The 513-nt window shown below is 65.1% G+C and carries 1 protein-coding gene; it reads left to right on the top strand.

Features of this window, described 5'->3' with window-relative positions; all coding sequences use genetic code 11:
• Window positions 1-513, top strand: a 513-nt coding sequence (locus tag CXG43_RS01340; RefSeq protein WP_198551370.1) for a major capsid protein, incomplete at both ends; no start/stop codon positions are given.

Genomic DNA, 513 nt, shown 5'->3' on the forward strand with positions numbered 1-513 from the left:
TCCCTGCAGGCCGTTCACAAGCGCGACCTGGACTACACCATCGAGTACCACCGCATCGGGGCCCTGCGCGGCGAGGTGCTGGATGCCGACGGCTCGACCATTGTCGATCTGTACGAGGAATTCGGCGTTGAGCAGACCGTGCTCGGCCTCCAGCTCGGTACTGCTGATACCCGCGTGCGTGCGAAGGTGCTGGCGATCAAGCGCGAGATCGAAGCCAAGCTGGGCGGGGTGCCGCACCGCGGCATCCATGTCTTCTGCAGCGCCAGCTTCTTCGACGATCTGACCGAGCACAAGCAGGTGAAGGACGCCTATTCGCGCTGGCAGGACGGCGCCGCCCTGCGTGATGACATGCGCCAGGGATTCAACTTCGCGGGCGTGACCTTCGAGGAGCTGCCGGGCGGCATCGGCGAAAATCCGTTCATCCCGGAAGGCGAAGCTATCGCGTTCCCGCTGGGCGTGCCGGACATGTTCATCACGCGCTTCGCCCCGGCCGACTACCTGGAAACCGTCCGC

The sequence above is a fragment of the Stenotrophomonas sp. Bg11-02 genome, from assembly GCF_002836635.1.
Lineage (GTDB): Bacteria > Pseudomonadota > Gammaproteobacteria > Xanthomonadales > Xanthomonadaceae > Stenotrophomonas > Stenotrophomonas lacuserhaii.